Below are 14,524 nucleotides of genomic sequence, written 5' to 3'. Positions count from 1 at the left end.
GCAGCGCGCCTTGACGGACGAAACCCCGAAGCCGGAAATTTCTACTTCTGATCGGTACTAATTCGGGTGTAGGGTCAGAAGCCGGAAATTTCTACTTCTGATCGGTACTAATTCGGGTGTAGGGTCAGAACGGGGTGAAGCTCGCGAATATTCAGCCCGAGGACAGGGGCATTCACGACTTCGAGATCAAAGCAGCCAAGAACCGCAATTCGATCCGCAAATTCCCGATGCACAGGGAAATCGAAGCGTCCGGGTTCCCCACCTAAGTGGAAGACCTGCGAGCCGAGAACGCCCCCATGCCGTTCTCGCACCGGAAGCCCGGCAAGAACGGCTATAGCAAAAACATCTCATGCCGGCATGGCGATTCTCTGAACCTCCTCAAGGTTTCAGACAAGCACAAGGTGTTTCACTCGCTGCGCCACACCTTTATTACCCGCCTGACGCAAATGAACGTCCACCCCGTGATGCTGATGGCCCTAGTCGGGCTCTACGAACAGGCAAAAGTGGATTTTTCCTCGCCGCACGTCGTCAACTATTAGCACGAGAAGCCGTTATCCGTTTTGAAGCGGGCCATTGATCGACTGGAATTTCCGATCAAGCATTTCTGGTAACGCCTCAAGATAGCGCCCGGATTCACGCCTGCTGCCCACGAGGGGCAGTTCGACAGATAGGAGATCATGCAGTCGGCAGAACGCTACGATTCCGCCCTGCCCGCTTTCACGCCATGGATTTCGAGAACCGCATAAAAAAGGAGATGACCGAGGGTATCGTCAAGGCGATCCTCGAAGACGCGGGGTATCGCGTTATCGACTCGGGCATCGAGAAAATCATTCGGGAGCTCTCCTGCATGTCCAGCTTCGAGTACGCGAAGCTGGCTTACCCGGATGCCATGAGCCGCCTGCCAGACTTCACCGTGATGACGAAGGGCCAAGACGACAAATTCCTGGTCGAGGTGAAATACCGCAGCAAATGGGGAAAAGACCTGTTCGAGGAGATCAGGCCACAGGCCGAGATTTTTGGCGAGCTCGTACTTGTCTCGATCAACGCCGATCCCCCGAATCACAAGGGCCTGTACTATCCGTCGACTTATCTGCGGTGCTGTCGAGTCAGATACCAAGACGAGAAGTACAGCGTTCAACTGAAATATGAAGACGATCAGGTCTGGCGGCATTACTGGAAGGCCGTCGATGAGCTGAAAGAAGACAGCCTCTGGTGGGCGATGTCTCCGCTCGACAAGGTCTTTCCGCTGCTGAAAGACCGGAAGCTGGATGCCCAGAACTCCCTCGACAGCGCAATCAAAGCGTTGTCCGGGATTCTGAAATAAGGACACCGTCGCCGGTTCGGCCCAGCCCTTCACGCCCATCGGATGATCCGAACCCGGCGCGATCTCCTTTCCGAGTTTGCCGCCAACATCGAAGAAGTCACACGTTTGCCCACGCGTTGCGACTTCACGATCCTTTGCACGACGGTACATACGTCCTGCTCGCAAACACCTCTTCAGTTCCGTCTCGCTGACTGAACCGGCTTGTTACCGCCGGAGACCATGTCACGACCACGGCTTCGCAATAGCGTTGCGGACTTCGTCGGAGCCGGCGTGGCCGACGGCAACCGGATGTTCCCGCACGCATTGCAGCTCAGGCCGGGCAAGTATTTACCCTTATCGACATCGATACCCCCCGCTCACTAAACTTTACACACAGTCAAAAAACGGACTGTTAGTAAAAAAATAAGATCGGCCGGAAGAACGAATTGCGCTACGTTTCGTCGCCTCACGATCGAACCACTACAGATGACAAGGCCGGCCCTCGGCGTGAGGCGGCGACACCGAGGTGACAGATGATCTGTTTCGAGGCGTATTTCGAGTTGTCGAGATTGAATGCGGAGTACTGGGCATGCGCGGATCAGCGCACATCGACTGCAGCCAGTGAGTTATTCGCCAAGGATGGTCGGCTGGTGCTCGGCACGCTCGAGTTGGTGGGGCACCAGGCGATCGATCGGTTCTTTACCGAGCGTGAACGCAAGAACACTGAGTCCGGACGGATCACGCGCCACGTGGCGACGGGCTTTCAGATTGTCTCCGCCCTTCAGAATCGCTGGGAAGCGCGATCAGTCGTAACTGTATTTGCGGGCTCAGGACAGATTCCGATAGCGTCGGACGTTCCGGCGACGATCGCCGATGTTTCGGATGTCTTTGTACGGCATGGCGACGGCGTAATCCTGCTTGAGAAAAGGATCATCAAACCGACCTTCGTCGGCGCGGCCGCTGCAAGTTTCGCGCGTTAACTGAAAGCAGTCCTCTGGAGGAGAACACTCATGTCTAGCAGCCTCATCAATCGATCGTCCGGGTATTTTGCATGCGTTCCTCATGTCCCGCTCACAAAAATCCAGGAGCGACAGGACATCGCAGCAAACAGCGAGTTCTGGCTGGCGTACCAGAAACGAGTCGACGAATTTCGCGAATTTGATCCCGAACTCCTCGTGATATTCGGTGGTAACCATCTGGACGGCATCCACCTCAAGCTGATGCCGCAGTTCGCGATCGCACACGCGGCAGAGGCGCTCGCGGATTGCGGCGGATGGCCCGGTCGTCTGGACGTGCCGATGGACACCGCTGTCGCTCTGACCAACTATCTGGTCGAACGCGACTTCGACATCGCCTCATCGTATGCGATGGAGGTCGACCATGGTTTTTCGAACCCGCTGCACTACTTCCTCGGAGATCTCGGTGCGACGCAAGTGCTTCCGATCCATGTCAATACAATTTCCGATCCGCGCCCCACGTTAAGGCGGTGCCGCCAGATCGGTGAAGAGATAGGCCGCTTTGCGCGTACGCTGAACAAGCGCGTGGCTTTCCTCGGCACGGGGGGGTTATCTCACCAGACCAGCTTCGTGTTTCCGCAGTACGACACGGCTCCCAGCGAAGCGGTGCAGGACTATCTTGTGTATGGCGGGGAGAAGGGGACGATCAGCCGTGAGCAATGGCGTCAGGATATCGTCGAGAGCATGGACCAGCTCAGCGGAAAGCTAGTCCGTGGTGAATTCGTCGCCCCGTGGATCAACAAGGAATGGGATCAGAAATTCCTCAATGTGCTTGCCAGCGGAGAACTGGAGGAATTCGATTCTTGGACGGACGACGAGGTTCTCGGTGCAGCGGGCTACGGCGGTAGCGAGGTGCGGCTGTGGATTGCCGCGGCGGCAGCCGCACAGGCGTACGACCAGCACGCCGAGTTCACCGTTGATTACTACTCGGGGGACACGACATTGGCCGTTGGCGTAGGTGTCGTCCATGGTCGCCTCGCTTCAAATCGTACCAACGGCTGATCGCCGCTCGCGAAACGCGGAGGCAAATACCTCGTCACCTCCGCCATTCAGATCCCAACGCACGCCAGACAATGCCATGTCGAAAAAATCATCCTCCGGCAAGACAGTCGTAATGCTTCACGGCTGGGGCGGATCAAGTCGTTCGGTGTGGAAAGAGAACGGCTGGACCAGGCAGTTGCAAGCCGCAGGCCTGGACCCCGTCGGCATCGACCTGCTCGGCCACGGTGACGCGCAGCATCCCCATGAACCCGAGTCGTACTCCGATCTCGCAGCCTCGGTGATCGAACGGCTTCCGCAATCGAGCGACGGCTTGCTCGGCCTGGGCTATTCCCTCGGCTGCAAGGTGTTGCTCGAAATCGAGTCGCGTCTTCCGGGCACCTTTCAACGAATGGTTCTTGGCGGACTGGGCGGGAATGCATTTGCTCCCGAGGGTGTGGGCGCGTCGCTAGCAGATTGCCTTCGGTTCGGACCTCGTCCGGATACCCCGCCAGCGGTCAAGGCCCTGGCGGAATACGGTGTCGCGGCAGGAAACGACCCGCTTGCGCTCGCGGCGTGTCTGTGCAGACCGCCGAACCCACGGCTCACAAAACGCCGCTTGTCGACAATTCGCTGTCCCGTGCTGCTGGTCTGCGGCGACGAAGACATGGTCGCGTTACCTGTGGAGCCGCTCGTCGACGCGCTCCCGAACCCCGCCACACTGATGCTGGAAGGCGTCGATCACCTCGCACTACCGCAGTCCCTGCAGTTTCGCCAGGCAGCCGTCGCGTTTCTCGCCAGGACATCTGCCGCCGTGACCGCTACGACACCATCGATTCAGTAAGCCGCGTCTCACGACGCACCAACGGAACAGGAAACGTTGTGAGCAAAGTCATCATTACCTGCGCGATCACGGGCTCGATTCATACGCCTTCAATGTCGCCGTATCTTCCCGTGACGGCCGACGAGATCGCGCAATCGGCAATCGACGCTGCACATGCTGGTGCTGCGCTCGTTCACCTTCACGCTCGAGATCCGATCGACGGCCGTCCATCGCAGGACCCGGACCTCTTCCGGGCGTTTCTGCCGCGCATCAAGGCCGAGTGCGACGTCGTCGTGAACATCACTACGGGCGGGGCACCGACGATGAGCGTCGAGGAGCGGTTGCAGCCTGTACTGCAACTGAAACCGGAAGTCGCATCGCTGAACATGGGGTCGATGAATTTCGGTCTGTATCCAATGCTCAAGCGCTTCCGCGAGTTTAAGCACGACTGGGAACGACCTTACCTGGAAGGAAGCGACGATCGCATCTTTAAGAACACCTTCAAGGATATCGAGACGATTCTCCGCGTCTGTCGGGACAACAACACCCGCTTCGAGATCGAGTGCTACGACGTAGGTCACCTCTATACGGCCGCTCACTTTCTGGAGCGCGGCCATCTGAAACCGCCACTGTTCATTCAATCGGTGTTCGGTTTGCTGGGCGGGATCGGCGCCGATGCCGAAGATCTGCTGCATATGAAGCGGACTGCGGACCGGCTGTTCGGGAACGATTACGTTTGGTCGGTGCTGGGTGCTGGCGCAAACCAGATGCGCATCTGCGCGCTTTCCGCCGCGCTCGGAGGTAACTGCCGGGTCGGGCTCGAAGACTCCCTCTGGAATGGTAAGGGGCAGCTTGCTCAGACCAATGCGGCCCAGGTCAGTCGGCTGCGCACGATTCTCGAGGCGCTCTCGCTCGAGGTCGCGACGCCCGCCGATGCCCGAAGCCTTCTGCAGTTGAAGGGGCGCGAGAACGTCGCGTTCTGACCCGCAGAATGGCAATCGCACAGCATAAGGATGACAGCACCATGACCGACACCACTGCACTTCGCTTTCGAAAGCGCTTGCTCGCAGGTGACGGAGCGCCCGTTCTCGGAGCGTTCATCAAGACACCGTCGCCGCATGCGTCGGAGATCATTGGCAGCCTCGGATATGACTTCGTGCTGATCGATGCGGAACATGCGCCGTTCGATCGTACGGCGATCGAACGTACGCTGCTCGGCGCTCGTGCCGTCGGGGTTGCCGCACTGGTCCGGGTGGCCGAAACCAATGCGCCGCTGATCCTCGCCGCGCTCGACGACGGCGCAGCGGGGATCGTTGCGCCGCACGTCGACAGCGTTGAAAAAGCTCGGGAGTTGGTGGCTGCGTGTCGCTACGCAAACGGACGCGGCTTCTCCAACTCGCCACGCGCCGGCGGCTATGGCGCTCGCTCGATGTGGCAGCACGTCGACACGGCCGACCGCGAGGTCACGGTGATTGCAATGATCGAAGATCCGGCCGCAATTATGCGAGTCGATGAGATCGTCAACGTCGACGGCATTGACGCAATCTTCATCGGGCGCGGTGATCTTGCGGTGGCGATGAACGACCGAAGCGCGGGCGCCATCGATGTCCGCGAGGCAACCGCAAAGGCGATAGATGCGGCACGCCGCGCGCGCAAAGCCATTTTCTTGCTCCCTGCCAGCCCCGAGGAAGCAGCCGAGTATCACCGGCTGGGTGTGAGCGGGTTTGTCGTTTCATCAGATCAGGGGTTCTTGCGCAATGCGGCGTCTCAAACGCTGCAAGCGTTTTCGGCAGCATGTCGTAGCGTCGATCAATAGTGTTGGTGCCGACCAGACCGTTTTCACAAGAGAGTGTAGCGATATGAATCAATTTTCCGACCCCCGTGCATCGCTATCCGCCTACGGAGAAGTGATGAGCGATCAGCGATTCTCACCTGCGGAATACATACGGTTCCATGCGATGGCCCCTCAGGTCGAGCTGCCGAACGCAAAGCTCTGGTATGCACGCGGCCAGACTTTCGTGATCGCCTACGTCGATGCCGCCGCCTCCGCGGAAATCACGCGCGAAGCACAGCCGGACGAATACGTGGTTCTGCAGCCGGATACGACTTCCAGCGTCGAAGTGGAGTGGAATGGCGAAACGACACGTATTCCAGGCGGTTCGATCGCGTTCGTGCCGGCGGGACGGAGCGTCGTCCGGGCTGCCAGCCCAGGCCGACTTGTGCTGATGTACACAACGCGGAGCATCGACTTGTGCGAAAAGTGCGTGAACGCGGATGCATACGCGGAAGCCCACCCTCACATCCCGCCGTTCGAGCCATGGCCTGAGGCGCTTGGCGCCGCGGCCGTTCGCCACTATTCGATCGATGTGCCTGACGAGCCGGAACGCTTCGGCCGGATCTGGCGCTGCTCGACGTTCATGGTGAACCTCCTGCCGCCGCATGTCGGCCCGCGCGATATCACGAAACTCTCACCCCATCACCACGACTCGTTCGAGCAGGGCTCGCTTGCGCTAGATGGCGGATTCACTCATCACGTTCGTTGGCCGTGGACGTCGAACATGAATGCCTGGCGGCCGGATGAGCACGAGTACTGCGGCTCGCCATCTTTTACGGTGATTCCACCGCAAGCGACTCACACGTCCCGCGCAATGGACGCTGGCATCAACCAACTGGTCGACATCTTCTCGCCACCTCGCCACGACTTTTCCCACAAGCGCGGCTGGGTGCTGAATGCGGCGGACTACCCGTTGCCGGAACACATAAACGATCAGCATTTCCCCGGATGACGCTCAAGTAGCGAAATCCGGGTTGATCGTGACGATTTCGTAGCACTCGACACATTCGACGATTCCGCATGAATCGCGAAAATTATATTAGTAGTACTAAATTAGGAGATATGCATGAATAACGACACTGACGCTACGCTGCTCGATCAACCGCTCGCACAACGGGCCAGCGCTCCAGCCGGCACCGGTCAGGCGATGCTCGAACGACTCAAGCCGCTGCTACCACTCATCGCGGCGCGCGCACCTCAGGCAGAGCGTGACCGGATGGCACCGGCCGAGAGCATCGCGCTTCTGAAGTCGATCGATCTTCATCGTGCCTTTCAGCCGAAGGCATATGGTGGCCTCGAAATGCCTTTGCCTGATTTCGAGCAATGCCTTATCGCGATCGCGAGTGCATGCGCGAGCACTGCGTGGGCATTCGCGCTGTTGGTTCACCACAGCCACATGCTTGCGATGTACCCGAAGGAGTTTCAGGACGAGCTCTGGGCAAATGACCCCCACGCGCTGGCCAGCAGCAGCATCGCGCCATTTGGACGCGTGGAAGAGGTCGAAGGTGGTGTGCTCTTCAGCGGAGAGATGGGATGGAGCAGCGGTTGCGACCACGCGCAGTGGGCAATCCTTGGCTTCAAGGGCAGCGGGCCTGAAAGACAACCGCTTCTCAGCTTCGCCGTGATCCCGCGCAAAGACTATCAGATACGCGACACGTGGTTCACGGTCGGCATGCGTGGCAGCGGTTCGAAGACGATCGTCGTCGATAAGGCGTTCGTCCCGACGCACCGCATCCGCAACGTCGTGCAGTTGTCTGTCGAGCACACGGTCGGTGGCTCGACGCTGTATCCCGCTAGCGAGATCTATCACATTCCCGTCATTCCTGTGTTTGCGACGTGCTTCTCCTCTGTCAGCCTGGGCGTCGCCGAGCGGATGCTGACGGTGTTTCGCGAGAAGACCAAGAGCCGTGTTCGGGCCTACACCGGCGCTAGCGTCGGTACCGCCACGCCGGGACTGATGCGGCTTGCAGAGTCGACGCACCAGGTCGCGGCCGGGCGCGCACTGCTCGAGAAAACCTGGGAAGAGATGCGCGTGCACGCCGTCGAGCGAATGACGCCCGACGCCGAGAAGATGGCCTTCTGGCGTACCAATCAGGCCTATGCGGTCAAGCTGTTCATCGCCGCCATCGACCGTCTCTTCGCTGCGGCGGGCGGCATGGCGTGGTTCGAGGACAACGAGCTTCAGAAGCTTTTCCGGGACGGTCACATGACTGGCGCTCACGCCTATACCGACTACGACGTGTGCGCACAGATCCTCGGCCGCGCGCTGATGGGGCTAGAGCCTGATCCGAACCTGTTCTGAAATTTCCTGCTGGTTGTATATCAGCGCATCGAAGGCGTGAATTGAAAATTGCAATGGAGGATATATGAGCCAGATGTCGACCTATCCGCAGGAACCTGCCGAATTCGATACTCGCAAGTTCCGACAGACGCTCGGCCATTTTGCAACTGGCGTGACCATCATCACCGCTCGCTCTGGCGATCGCCTGGCCGGTGTGACGGCAAACAGCTTCAATTCCGTATCGCTGGATCCTCCGTTGATTCTCTGGAGTATTAACAAGACGTCTCGGAGCTTTCCCGTGTTCAGGGACGCGAGTCACTTCGCCGTGAACGTCCTGGCATCCGACCAGATTCAGCTCTCCAACCGCTTTGCGCGATCGAGTGACGACAAGTTCGCTGGCGTGGCGGCGGTCGAGGGACTGGGCGGTTGCAAGTTGTTCGAGGGCGTCAGTGCAACGTTCCAGTGTGAACACCATTCGATGGTGGACGCGGGTGACCACTGGATCTTTCTCGGAAAGGTGGTGACGTTCCAGGCCGAGAACCGAGCGCCGCTGCTGTATCACCAGGGCAGTTATTCGATGGTGACCCCACACCCCGATCTTGCCCTCGGTGTGTGAAGCAATTCTGAGAAGGTCGCCCCTAGCCGGCGCGTCACGCTCATATGCCGCGCCGGCTACGACGTACACCAGAAGGGGCGAAAAACCCCCGACTCCGTACACGGCAATGCAACCACGACTGACAGATACACCCGTCGGCGAAGAAAAAAAAATACCCCGGAGACAATGATGGCAAAGCACCGCGGCATCAAGCTTTTTGCACTCGCTTCATTTGGAAGTCTCGCGTCACTCCCCGTCTATGCGAACTATGGGTCGATGCTCACGGGCAACGGTCCTTCGTCCAACGGGATTGCGGGCACATCGATCGCATTTCCCCAAGACGCTACCGCAGCGGCCGACAACCCCGCCGGAATGGCCTTCGTCGGCTCACGGCTCGATGTATTCGGGCTTCTGGTCGTCGGCGCCGGCGACGTAACGTCCGGCTCCACCGCAAACCATCTGTATTCGCGAATCATCAAGCCGGCGCCGGGCCTCGGTGCCAACTGGGACATTAGTCCACAGTGGACCGCGGGCGTTGCTGTCTACGGGGCAGGAATCGGCACGTATTATGGCGGGCCGATTGCACCGGTTCCCGGAGCCAACAAGGCTAGCTCGAGCCTGTTGGTGGTCAACACGGCCCCCACAGTCACCTACAAGCCGTTGCCGAACCTCTCAATTGGCGCATCAGCCATTTTCGGGTTACAACAATTCCGGGTGAACGGGTTGGTCGGCGCGGGCCCAACCGGCGCCGTTGGGGTGCCGAGTCATGGCACCGCCTATGCCACCGGCATCGGTGCCGGCATCGGGGTGCTCTGGAAGCCTCTGCCGTGGTTGGATATCGGCGCTTCGTACTACACCAAGACCTGGTTCACTCCACTGTCGGGATATCGAGATGACGTTCTGGCAAATTCAAAAGGGCGCCTGAACATGCCGTCGCGGTACGGTGTCGGTATTGCACTTCATCCGATCAATCGCGTGACGCTGGCGCTCGACTATCTGAAGATCAAATGGAGTTCGGCAGATGGCTATAACGACGCGACGTCCTTCAACTGGCACGATCAGAACGTCCTCCGCTTCGGTGTTGCTTACGACGTAAGCGACAAGTTCACGGTGCGCGCGGGTTTCTTCACCTCGAGTTCTTTTCTTGATTCCGATCATACGAACGCCAATCTCTTTGCGAACGGCATCTGCGACAAAGGCATCACGATTGGCGCGACCTACAATCTGGACAAGAAGAATGCGCTGACCGCGTCCCTGGAATACGATATTCCGCGGACGGTGGTTGGCACGGGCCCAAGTACCGGCACCAACATTACGGCGCGGTTCCAGGTCTATTCCGTGGGGTACACCCACAAGTTCTGATCGCGTCGACACAACGAAGCGATGAGGTTCAAGGGCTCGCAACCGACAGCGTTGTCGGTCGCAAGCCCTCACACACATTGTTGGAACCGGACAAATTCATCGGCGCATCGCGCGCCATCGCAGACACGGATGCACAGGCGCACGATGCGGACAATGCGTGAGCGGGCGACGCGCTGACAATCGGCCCGTGCCCGGCGACAGCTACTCGTCGGCATCGATTGCGTTGACCGTCGAGAACGGTCCGCTGTAGGAGGGCAACGGAGGGAGAGGTTCGGCCACGATGCGCTCCGCCTTTCTGGTCGGCACGCCCAACCCCCGGAGAATGATCATCGCCATATCGGACTGATAGCGCGACGTCGGCTTTGCGCGAAGAATATGCAGGAATGCTGCCAGCACCGTTCCCATCAGCATATCGCGCCCAGCATTCAAGTCCTGCAGCCGGAAGGTGCCGTCTGCCTGACCGGCAACGATGTTACGTGTGACATCGTTGTGAGTCGCCTCGCCGAACAGGACTTTCGAGTTAAGGCTCACATTGACGACGGCCCACGCCCATTTCCGGTCCGCCCGGGCATGGCTGAGGTAATACCGGGTCGCCATCGCAACACGTCGCGCCGCATCCTTTTCCAGATTGATGATCGGCAGGATGATCGAGTTGAAGTGATGTGTCAGTTCGAACGCGACCGTATCGATCAGCGCTTCGCGACTGTCAAAATGGTTATAGAACGTGGTACGCGTCATGCCCACTTGCGACACCACGTCCTCCACCCGAACGACGCGCCCGTCTTCCTGACCAAGCAGATCGATCGTGGCGCGCAGCATCGCCAGCCGAGTGCGCACGCGCTTTTTCGGTTGGCTCGTAGTGGTCGACACGGTTTGGATGCGTTCGCTTCGAGTGCTCACGAAATTTGTCATGCTGTTAAATAAAAATGGATCGTAGCACGACGATGCTTGAGGCGAGTCTGGGCGAGCGGGTCAACCTGGGCCGGTGAGGCAGTCCGGCGCTCGAATCATCGGCATGTACGCGTCGTGTGAGTCCGCGTGAAGATTCGAGATGAGCGCGAGCCCGGCAACAAGGTCGCGTGCTTGCCATTTGAGATTCAGGCCGATGGTCAGCGCGATGTGCCGGGGCTGCGGGTCCAGCAAACCGGAGCAGTCAGTCCATCTGGGCGAGTTGCTGCAAGCCAATCAGCCGCTGCTGTGCGTCTATCTGCTGCGCAACGAGGAGTATTGTTTCGCCACGCCGCTTTCCCCGGTTATCCATGATGAACCTCAAGAAAGCGGCGCCGCCTCATTCACCTATATCCATCCGTACCACTCAATGCAGCACGCGAGCCTTCTCCGCTTTACGTCGCGCTGCAGCACGACGCGTCATCATGTTCAGCCCCTCGACGAACGCCGAGAATGCCATCGCCGCGTAGATGTAGCCCTTCGGGATATGCGACCCGAAGCCTTCCGCAATCAGCGTCATACCGATCACGAGCAGGAAGCCCAGCGCCAGCATCACGACCGTCGGGTTCGCCGCGATGAATCGCGAGAGCGGTCCCGCCATGAACAACATCGCCGTCACTGCCGCAATCACCGCAATGAACATGATCGGGATGTGCTCGGTCATGCCCACCGCCGTCACGATACTGTCGATCGAGAACACGAGGTCCAGCATCAGAATCTGTACCACGGCCGCGCGAGCGGTGATCGTTGCCACCGCACCCGCAGCCGATGCGTCCTCGCCATGCTCTGCCTCGCCCGTGCCCGACGCTACATGGTGATGCATCTCCTTCGTCGCCTTCCAGACTAGGAAGAGGCCGCCCGCGATCAGGATCAGATCGCGCCACGAAAATCCATGGTCGAACAGCTCGAAGAGCGGTGTCGTCAGCTTGGCGATCCACGCCACCGTGCCAAGCAACGCCAAACGCATGACCAGCGCCAGGCCAATGCCCATGCGCTGCGCGCGGGCACGCATCGACAACGGCAGTTTGTTGGTCAGGATCGAGATGAAGATCAGGTTGTCGATGCCAAGCACGACCTCCATGACCACCAGCGTGACAAGCGCCGCCCATACCGCCGGGTCAGCCGCCAAAGCAAGTAGATAGTCCATATGTGCGCCAGAAATTCCGCATGGTTATCGGGGCATCCGCCGCACACAGGCAGCAGTCATCCCCCTTCGTTATCCCGCCCAATACGTGAGGTGCGGGTTCAGGACAGCATCATCTCCGAACTCATGCTTCGCAAAAACCAGCTATATACTTCAAAAAGGTTCGGTTTTTTCGAAGTCTCCTCAACATGTTGAACTATCGACATCTTTACTATTTTTGGGTCGTCGTCAAGGAAGGCGGGTTCGCCCGTGCGGCGGAACGCCTCGACATGGCCGTGCAGACGATCAGCGCGCAGGTGCGCGAGCTTGAAAAGTCACTGGGCTACCAGTTGCTCAAGCCCGCCGGGCGCGGCGTCGCGATGACCGAACCGGGGCAGGCGGCCTTCCGGCGCGCGGAAGAGATCTTCCGGCTCGGTCAGTCGATCCCGGACGAAGTGCGCGAAGCCGCGAGCGGCCGGGTCGCGCGGCTGGCCGTCGGGCTAGCCGACGGCATCTCCAAGCTGGCCGCACACGCAATCCTCGCGCCCGTGCTCGGCACGCCCTCGCTTCGGCTCGTGTGCCACGAAGGCGAACATGAGCAGTTGCTCGCCGAACTCGCGCTGCACAAGCTGGATCTGGTGCTCGCGAGCCAGCCCGCGCCCTACAACCCGACGTTGCGGCTGGCCAGCGAACGTCTGGTCGAGTCGCCGGTCGACTGGTACGGCCCCGCATCGCTCGTGCGCAACGCCTCACGTGACGCGTTCCCCCAATGCCTGACCGATCTGCCGGTGTTGCTGCCAACGGGTCACTCGGCGTTGCGCGCCCGGCTCGATCAATGGTTCGAGGCGCTAGGCATTCGCCCGAATATCGTCGGCGAATTCGAGGACAGTGCGCTCATGGCCGTCTTCGCCACGCGTGGCATGGGCGTTTTTGCGCTGAGTGAGGCGGGTGCAGGCGATGTCTCGCTGCTGCGCGGACTGCGCTGGCTGGGCCGCCCCGACGATGTCCACGAAGACATTCATGCCATTCGCTCGCGCCGCGGTGAAGGTCATCCGCTCGTGGCGCAAATCCTCCGGGAAATCGGCAAGACAACCGATTCTGATATAAGAGCCACTGGCGAGCCGTCCGTGCCGCCGCCATCTGCGAGGAAACCTCATGTCGAGTCGTAGCGACCAGCGCAAGTTCTTCCACCTCATGCTGTTTGTCGTGACGATCGTGTTCGGGTGGATTCTGCTGCCACTGTTCGGTGCCGTCTTCTGGGGGACCATCCTCGCCGTGCTGTTTCAGCCCGTGCAGCGCCGTATGCTTGGCCGGATGCGCGGCCGCCCGAATCTGGCCGCCCTCACCACGCTCGCGTTGATTCTGCTGATCGTGATTCTGCCGCTCACGCTCGTCGTGGGCATGCTCACGCAGGAGGTCAGTACCGCGCTCGTTCGCTTCCGCACCGATTTGCCGCAGCTCACGATCGCCTTCCAGCAATTGCTCGACCGGCTGCCCGCAAGCGTGCATCGCGTGATGGACCTCGCCGGCGTGCAGGACGTCAACGCGATCCAGCAGAAGCTCGGCGACGGTGCCGCGCAGATCGGGCGCCTGGTGGCGGTCTATCTCGTGAGCATCGGCCAGAACACGGCGCAACTGCTCGTGAGCTTCGGCGTGATGCTCTATCTATTGTTCTTCCTGCTGCGCGACGGCACGGCACTGGGCGCGATGGTACGCCGCGCCCTGCCGCTCGACGAGCGTCACAAGAGCCAGTTGATCCGGCAGTTCACCACCGTCGTACGCGCCACGGTCAAGGGCAACATCGCCGTTGCCGTGGCACAGGGCGCCCTTGGCGGCTTCATCTTCGCGGTCCTAGGCATTCAAGGCTACGTTCTCGCCGCCGTGGTGATGGCATTCCTCTCGCTGCTGCCTGCAGTGGGCGCGGCTGTCGTGTGGGTGCCCGTCGGCGTTTGGCTGTTGCTCTCGGGGGAAATCTGGAAGGGCGTGGTGCTGTTTGCGTTCTGCGGCACCATCGTGAGTCTGGTAGACAACGTGCTGCGTCCGATTCTGGTCGGCAAGGACACCAAGCTGCCCGACTGGGTCGTGCTGATCTCCACCCTCGGCGGCATGTCGCTCTTCGGTCTGACCGGCTTCGTGATCGGGCCGCTGATCGCCGCTCTGTTCATCGCCAGTTGGAACATCTACACGCGCTTGCGTGACGATGACGACGCACAGGCCGACGCCGGTTGATGCGCACTGATGCGTATTGATGCCAGGCATCG

Annotated in this window: 15 protein-coding genes; 13 read left to right on the top strand and 2 right to left on the bottom strand. The window is 60.0% G+C overall.

Features of this window, described 5'->3' with window-relative positions; all coding sequences use genetic code 11:
• Positions 1-296 precede the first annotated feature (296 nt).
• The 11 genes from PBR20603_RS18910 (at position 297) to PBR20603_RS18860 (ending at position 10,192) form a co-directional block, all read left to right on the top strand.
• Positions 297-539, top strand: coding sequence for a site-specific integrase (locus PBR20603_RS18910; RefSeq protein ID WP_150561030.1), 243 nt, complete (start codon positions 297-299; stop codon positions 537-539).
• A 185-nt stretch (positions 540-724) separates the two neighbouring features.
• Positions 725-1,324 (top strand): hypothetical protein, encoded by a 600-nt coding sequence (locus PBR20603_RS18905; RefSeq protein ID WP_150561029.1) that lies wholly within the window; start codon positions 725-727, stop codon positions 1,322-1,324.
• 512 nt (positions 1,325-1,836) lie between these two features.
• The gene (locus tag PBR20603_RS18900; protein ID WP_150561028.1) at positions 1,837-2,283 is read left to right on the top strand and encodes a nuclear transport factor 2 family protein; all 447 of its coding nucleotides are present in this window, start codon (positions 1,837-1,839) and stop codon (positions 2,281-2,283) included.
• 30 nt (positions 2,284-2,313) lie between these two features.
• Entirely contained in the window at positions 2,314-3,321 is a 1,008-nt protein-coding gene (locus PBR20603_RS18895; protein WP_150561027.1) for a DODA-type extradiol aromatic ring-opening family dioxygenase, read from the top strand.
• Complete coding sequence (locus PBR20603_RS18890) at positions 3,287-4,141, top strand: alpha/beta fold hydrolase (protein ID WP_150561026.1); 855 nt, start codon at positions 3,287-3,289, stop codon at positions 4,139-4,141. Before PBR20603_RS18895 ends, PBR20603_RS18890 begins: the two co-directional genes overlap by 35 nt.
• A 38-nt stretch (positions 4,142-4,179) precedes the next feature.
• Entirely contained in the window at positions 4,180-5,103 is a 924-nt protein-coding gene (gene kce, locus PBR20603_RS18885) for a 3,5-dioxohexanoate:acetyl-CoA acetone transferase (RefSeq protein ID WP_150561025.1), read from the top strand.
• A 41-nt stretch (positions 5,104-5,144) separates the two neighbouring features.
• On the top strand, positions 5,145-5,936 hold the full coding sequence (locus PBR20603_RS18880; RefSeq protein WP_150561024.1) for an HpcH/HpaI aldolase family protein: 792 nt from the start codon (positions 5,145-5,147) through the stop codon (positions 5,934-5,936).
• 91 nt (positions 5,937-6,027) lie between these two features.
• A complete protein-coding gene (locus PBR20603_RS18875; protein ID WP_217425980.1) occupies positions 6,028-6,906 on the top strand; it encodes a cupin domain-containing protein in 879 nt (292 codons plus the stop codon).
• A 114-nt stretch (positions 6,907-7,020) separates the two neighbouring features.
• The gene (locus PBR20603_RS18870; RefSeq protein WP_217425979.1) at positions 7,021-8,256 is read left to right on the top strand and encodes a p-hydroxyphenylacetate 3-hydroxylase oxygenase component; all 1,236 of its coding nucleotides are present in this window, start codon (positions 7,021-7,023) and stop codon (positions 8,254-8,256) included.
• Between the two features lie 64 nt (positions 8,257-8,320).
• Positions 8,321-8,851 (top strand): flavin reductase family protein, encoded by a 531-nt coding sequence (locus PBR20603_RS18865; RefSeq protein ID WP_217425978.1) that lies wholly within the window; start codon positions 8,321-8,323, stop codon positions 8,849-8,851.
• 165 nt (positions 8,852-9,016) lie between these two features.
• The gene (locus PBR20603_RS18860; protein ID WP_150561023.1) at positions 9,017-10,192 is read left to right on the top strand and encodes an OmpP1/FadL family transporter; all 1,176 of its coding nucleotides are present in this window, start codon (positions 9,017-9,019) and stop codon (positions 10,190-10,192) included.
• A 201-nt stretch (positions 10,193-10,393) separates the two neighbouring features.
• Here PBR20603_RS18860 and PBR20603_RS18855 read toward each other — a convergent pair whose 3' ends face one another.
• A complete protein-coding gene (locus tag PBR20603_RS18855) occupies positions 10,394-11,062 on the bottom strand; it encodes a TetR/AcrR family transcriptional regulator (RefSeq protein ID WP_174977980.1) in 669 nt (222 codons plus the stop codon).
• A 445-nt stretch (positions 11,063-11,507) separates the two neighbouring features.
• Positions 11,508-12,287, bottom strand: coding sequence for a TerC family protein (locus PBR20603_RS18850; RefSeq protein WP_150561021.1), 780 nt, complete (start codon positions 12,285-12,287; stop codon positions 11,508-11,510).
• Positions 12,288-12,472: 185 nt separating this feature from the next.
• Here PBR20603_RS18850 and PBR20603_RS18845 point away from each other — a divergent pair, with 185 nt between their 5' ends.
• Together PBR20603_RS18845 and PBR20603_RS18840 are read left to right on the top strand one after the other, a co-directional pair.
• Positions 12,473-13,432, top strand: coding sequence for a LysR substrate-binding domain-containing protein (locus PBR20603_RS18845; RefSeq protein WP_150561020.1), 960 nt, complete (start codon positions 12,473-12,475; stop codon positions 13,430-13,432).
• Positions 13,419-14,492, top strand: a complete 1,074-nt coding sequence (locus tag PBR20603_RS18840; RefSeq protein ID WP_150561019.1) for an AI-2E family transporter — start codon at positions 13,419-13,421, stop codon at positions 14,490-14,492. The genes PBR20603_RS18845 and PBR20603_RS18840 overlap by 14 nt, the downstream gene beginning before the upstream one ends.
• Positions 14,493-14,524: the final 32 nt, after the last annotated feature.

It is taken from the genome of Pandoraea bronchicola (genome assembly GCF_902459805.1).
In the GTDB taxonomy this organism is placed as follows: Bacteria; Pseudomonadota; Gammaproteobacteria; order Burkholderiales; family Burkholderiaceae; genus Pandoraea; species Pandoraea bronchicola.
Note: the sequence above shows the minus strand (reverse complement) of the source record. Positions and strands in the feature narration are given on the sequence as shown.

What these genes read in the sequence shown, in the direction of transcription:
- PBR20603_RS18905 (WP_150561029.1), top strand. Translation starts at nt 725, where the DNA reads ATGGATTTCGAGAACCGCATAAAAAAGGAGATGACCGAGGGTATCGTC.
- PBR20603_RS18890 (WP_150561026.1), top strand. Translation starts at nt 3,287, where the DNA reads ATGGTCGCCTCGCTTCAAATCGTACCAACGGCTGATCGCCGCTCGCGA.
- PBR20603_RS18895 (WP_150561027.1), top strand. Translation starts at nt 2,314, where the DNA reads ATGTCTAGCAGCCTCATCAATCGATCGTCCGGGTATTTTGCATGCGTT.
- PBR20603_RS18910 (WP_150561030.1), top strand. Translation starts at nt 297, where the DNA reads ATGCCGTTCTCGCACCGGAAGCCCGGCAAGAACGGCTATAGCAAAAAC.
- PBR20603_RS18850 (WP_150561021.1), bottom strand. Translation starts at nt 12,287, where the DNA reads ATGGACTATCTACTTGCTTTGGCGGCTGACCCGGCGGTATGGGCGGCG.
- PBR20603_RS18870 (WP_217425979.1), top strand. Translation starts at nt 7,021, where the DNA reads ATGAATAACGACACTGACGCTACGCTGCTCGATCAACCGCTCGCACAA.
- PBR20603_RS18880 (WP_150561024.1), top strand. Translation starts at nt 5,145, where the DNA reads ATGACCGACACCACTGCACTTCGCTTTCGAAAGCGCTTGCTCGCAGGT.
- PBR20603_RS18840 (WP_150561019.1), top strand. Translation starts at nt 13,419, where the DNA reads ATGTCGAGTCGTAGCGACCAGCGCAAGTTCTTCCACCTCATGCTGTTT.
- PBR20603_RS18845 (WP_150561020.1), top strand. Translation starts at nt 12,473, where the DNA reads ATGTTGAACTATCGACATCTTTACTATTTTTGGGTCGTCGTCAAGGAA.
- PBR20603_RS18860 (WP_150561023.1), top strand. Translation starts at nt 9,017, where the DNA reads ATGATGGCAAAGCACCGCGGCATCAAGCTTTTTGCACTCGCTTCATTT.
- PBR20603_RS18865 (WP_217425978.1), top strand. Translation starts at nt 8,321, where the DNA reads ATGAGCCAGATGTCGACCTATCCGCAGGAACCTGCCGAATTCGATACT.
- PBR20603_RS18900 (WP_150561028.1), top strand. Translation starts at nt 1,837, where the DNA reads ATGATCTGTTTCGAGGCGTATTTCGAGTTGTCGAGATTGAATGCGGAG.